The organism is Mesorhizobium sp. M5C.F.Ca.IN.020.32.2.1, from assembly GCF_004023105.1.
Classification (GTDB): domain Bacteria; phylum Pseudomonadota; class Alphaproteobacteria; order Rhizobiales; family Rhizobiaceae; genus Mesorhizobium; species Mesorhizobium wenxiniae.
Genome location: NZ_RZSX01000553.1, coordinates 1 through 4353, shown reverse-complemented (window position 1 = coordinate 4353; position 4353 = coordinate 1). Strand labels below are relative to the sequence as shown.

The 4353-nt window shown below is 63.0% G+C and carries 2 protein-coding genes and 1 pseudogene; 1 reads left to right on the top strand and 2 read right to left on the bottom strand.

Going from position 1 to position 4353, the window contains the following annotated elements; translation table 11 throughout:
* Both ctaD and coxB read right to left on the bottom strand, forming a co-directional pair.
* A partial coding sequence (gene ctaD / locus EOA86_RS24080; protein ID WP_128343952.1) for a cytochrome c oxidase subunit I occupies positions 1–2433 on the bottom strand: 2433 nt, incomplete at its 3' end.
* On the bottom strand, positions 2430–3407 hold the full coding sequence (gene coxB / locus EOA86_RS24075; RefSeq protein WP_128343950.1) for a cytochrome c oxidase subunit II: 978 nt from the start codon (positions 3405–3407) through the stop codon (positions 2430–2432). The genes coxB and ctaD, both read right to left, overlap by 4 nt.
* 207 nt (positions 3408–3614) lie before the next feature.
* Here coxB and EOA86_RS24070 point away from each other — a divergent pair.
* Positions 3615–4074: pseudogene (locus EOA86_RS24070) on the top strand (DUF2267 domain-containing protein).
* Positions 4075–4353: the final 279 nt, after the last annotated feature.

The window sequence follows — 4353 nt, the reverse complement described above, 5'->3', positions numbered from 1 at the left end:
GCTTAGATCCATGTCATGCTTCGGCGTCAGTCGGCCGGCCAAAGAGCGGGCCAGGCAATAGGCCTGCATTACCGTGCCGAGCGCGGCATGAGCGAGCACCCAGATCACGAGGATCCACACGATTGCAGGATAGACGTGGCGCGTTGGGTCCATGCCGGGAGACCACGGCGCGGCCAAGCCTGCGGCGGACGCGGCAACGGTGGTCAGCAGGCACGCAACCAGCAAGCCGCGCACAGTGGCCGTGGCGCCGCGCCTGTTGAACATGCGGGCCGCCACCATCAGGCCCCACGCTGCAGCGAACAGGACGGCAGCCAGCAGCGACCAGATCGCATCAGGCCCGGCAATCCCCGCGGTGAAGTCGGCATGGATCGTCCAGTAAAAGAAATAGCCGAAGACGAGGCTGGCGAAGGCGGTGCCGTCGCCCACCATGATGATGAACATCGCCCACCAGCCGACCGAATCGGGGCCGGAGGCATAAAGCGGCAGGCTGAGGCCCAGGCCGACATCCTTTTCCGGCTTGTCGGGGATTTCGCCAGTGCCCGTCCAGAGCCAGTAGATGACGGCGCAAAAGCAGGTGATTGCGGCCATCGCCGTCGCGATCCACCAGTGGAAGGTAAGCGCGATGAAGGCGGCTCCGAGCGAAAGGGCCGAGACGATGGTGACATGGGAACTGCCGCCGACGCGCAGCACCTGGATGGGGTCGGCGTCGAGCACGGAGGTGACTAGTCCCTCGCGCCGTCCCTCTTCCGCGTCGGGCAGGTAACAGCGGCCTTCATTGACCTCGCGCGCAAGATCCTTCTGGTCCCAGAGGGGATAGCGGCTGCGCACGATGGGTATCGAGCGGACGCCCCAGTCCTCCTCCGGCTCGGAAATCCATTCCAGGGTGCCAGCATTCCACGGGTTGAGTTCGTCGCGCGGCTCCCGGTGCTTCGGCCTGAGCACGTCGAAGACAACCACCAGCACGCCCGCGGCGAAAATGAAGGCTCCGGCCGTCGAGATCAGGTTCAGCCAATCCCAGCCGATTTCGGCCGGATAGGTGAAGACACGCCGGGGCATGCCGCGCAGGCCGCTCAGATGCATGGGGAAGAAGCCGATGTTGAAGCCGCAGAACATCAGCCAGAAGGCGAGCCGTCCCAGACGGTCGGAGAGCTTCTTCGCGTCGATCAGCGGGTAATAGTAGTAGAGCCCGGCCACGACCGGGAAAAGCATGCCGCCGATCAGCACATAATGGAGGTGCGCGACGACAAAGTACGTGTCGTGCGCCTGCCAGTCGAAGGGTGCGAGCGCCACCATCACGCCCGTCAGTCCGCCAATGACGAAGATGGCAAGTCCTCCGGTGCCGAACAGCATCGGAGTCGAGAAGATCACCCGGCCGGCCAGCATGGTGGCGATAAAGACGAAGATCTGCACGCCCGTCGGGATCGCCACCGCCTCGGAGGCCGCCGAGAAGAAGGCCAGGGAGATCTGCGGCAGGCCTGTCGCAAACATGTGGTGTACCCACAGGCCGAAAGAAAGGAATCCCGTTCCCACTGCCGCGAGCACGATCCAGGAATAACCGACGATTGGACGCTGGGAAAAAGTCGGCACGATCATCGCCATCAGCGCGATAGCCGGTAGGAAGATGATGTAGACTTCCGGATGGCCGAATATCCAGAACAGATGCTGCCACAGCAGCGGGTCGCCGCCGCGCGCTGCGTCGAAGAACGGCCAATCGAACATCCGTTCCATCTCGAACAGGAGGTCGCCGGCGATCAGCGGCGGGAAGGCGAACAGGATCATTCCAGCAACGATCAACAGGTACCAGGCGAAGAGCGGCATCAGGTTGATGCGCATGCCCGGCGCGCGGCATTTCATGATGCCGACGATGAGCTCGACGGCGGCCGCGATCGAGGCGACTTCGATGAAGGAAAGGCCGAGCAGCCAGATGTCGGCGCCGATGCCGGAGAACTCCTTGTCGGTGGCGAGCGGCGGATACATGAACCAGCCTGCCGACGGCGCCGCGCTGAAGAAGATGGAGCCGCAGACGAAGATACCGCCGAGGAAAAAGCTCCAAAAACTGAACGCCCCCAGGCGCGGAAACGGCATCTCGCGCGCGCCCAGCATCGGCGGAAGGAGGAAGATCGCGACTGCCTCGAAGATCGGCACCGCGAACAGGAACATCATCACCGTACCGTGCAGGGTGAAAGCCTGGTTGAAGAAGTCGGCCGACAGGAAGTCGTTGTCGGGCACGGCGAGCTGCAGGCGCATCAGCAGCGCGAGCGCGCCGGCGAACAGCATGAAGGCGAAAGCCGCCGAGCCGTACCAGAGGCCGATCTGGAAATTGTTCACCGAGGTCCAGTAGCGCCAGCCGGCCGGATTGGCCCAGACGGCGCGCAGCCGCTCCTCCTGCGCCTTGTATTCCTCCGGCGAGCGCTTCTTGATCGCAGCGCTCATTGCAGGCCTCTCAGCCAGGCGGCGATGGCGCGAATGTCGTCCGGCGGCAACATGTCGAAGGCCGGCATCCTGGAGCCGGGCTTGATTAGTTCGGACCGGGCGATGAAGCGGGCGACGGCGTCTTCGGTGTTGGGCAGGATGCCGGCTCCGACGGTGGCGCGGGAACCGAGATGCGAAAGATCCGGGCCGATCAGGCCGCGCGCATCGGTGCCCGCGACGAAATGGCAGGACCCGCAGCCATGGCGCAGAAACAGCGCGCCGCCGCTCGCGCCGGCGCCTTCCGCGGGAATTGCCTGGGCGGCGAGCCAGGACCGGAATGCTTCGGGCTCCATCGCCACGGCCGAGAACGCCATCAGCGCGTGAGACGTGCCGCAATATTCCGCACAGGGCCCGCGGAAGATGCCGGGTTTCGTAGCCATAAGCGAAAGCCTGTTGGTGCGACCGGGGATCATGTCCATCTTGCCGCCGAGCGGTGGGATCCAGAAGGAATGGATCACATCGGCGCTTTTCAGGGTGAATTCGACGCGCTCGCCGACCGGCAGCCTGACCTCGTTGGCGGACGCGACCGGCGGTCCCTGAGCTGGGCGGTAGACAACTTCCCACCAGAACTGCCTGCCGGTGATTTCAATCCGCAGGCCGGCGGCGCCCGCCTGGGCGAAGGGCCGAAGGCCAGGCATCAGCCACAGTGCATAGGCGAGCAGGACACAAAGCGTGACCGACGGGAAGACCACGCCGCCCCAAAGGATGATCCTGCTGGCAGACTTTTCGGCCAGCCTGCGGCGGTTGAATAGGGCTGAATGAAGAAGCACGCCAACCACGCCCAGCCAGATGACGGCGCCGCCACTTAGCATTATCCAAAACAGTATGGCTGTCTGCTGCGCTTCCGCTCCCGCGGGCTCAAGTACCGACCGGGCTCCGGCAAAGCCGCTCGCCAGCGATAATGACGCAGCGGACAGGCTGAAATATTGACCCATTTCCAACCCCTCCGCCGTAAACCGGCGAGAGGGGCGGAAGGTTCCGGGCAACTGAGCTTTCGAACTAGCTGCATTCGCCGTGGCTATTTGGGCAATTTTCAACGAGTGACGAAACAATTGCGTTCGATCCCCGTTTGCCCGTCATAGTTGGCGTTAGGGCGAATGTTGGGGGCGAGCCTTGGGATTGTCATGCAAAAGCAGGCGACGATGAGCGCGACCGGCTTGGAAGTTTTTGACAAAAACCCTGCAGACGACAAACATCTGGCTGGACGAGATCATGGCCGATTACGGGCCCGATAGGCGCGTTGCCTGGCATATGCTGGGAGCTGTTTGACGCACCTTGCGGGATTTGCTGCAGATCGAACTGGCTGCCAATTTGGGGGCGGGGCTGCCGCTTCTCGTGCGTGGAGCCTACTATGATCGGTATCGGCCGCGTGATCTGCCGACCAGCAGCCGTTCATTGGAGGACTTCCTGCAGCGGGTGGCCGAGGAGATGAAATCCACTCGACCCTTGAATCCCGAGGATGCGACGAGATCCGTGTTCAAAGGTCTCGCCAGGCATGTCGACTTCGGCCAGTTGGTCAAGGTGCGAGACGCGTTGCCGAAGCAGATCCAGGCGCTTTGGCCCGAAGTGTTGGAGTTTAGCAGCAGCAAGACAAAAGTCTGAGCTCTCGATACGGTTCTCAGCTGCCTCGGCCCGGCCGGTCCTTTTCCTCGCGATACAGTCGCTCAGTGGCCCGATCGCTTTCTCTGCGCTCTGCAGGCCCCCGACGGCGCCACGTGAGGAGTGCGTAAGCGATCACGATTGCTAGCAGTAGCGGGCCGCCAGCAACGACGATCAACCACATACTGTTCTCGAACATGGAACATCTCCTTTCCCTCGTTGCCAAAAGGAGCGAAACCGTTGCTCCCTTCCGGTCCAGGGGTGGACAGTGCAGTGTAGATC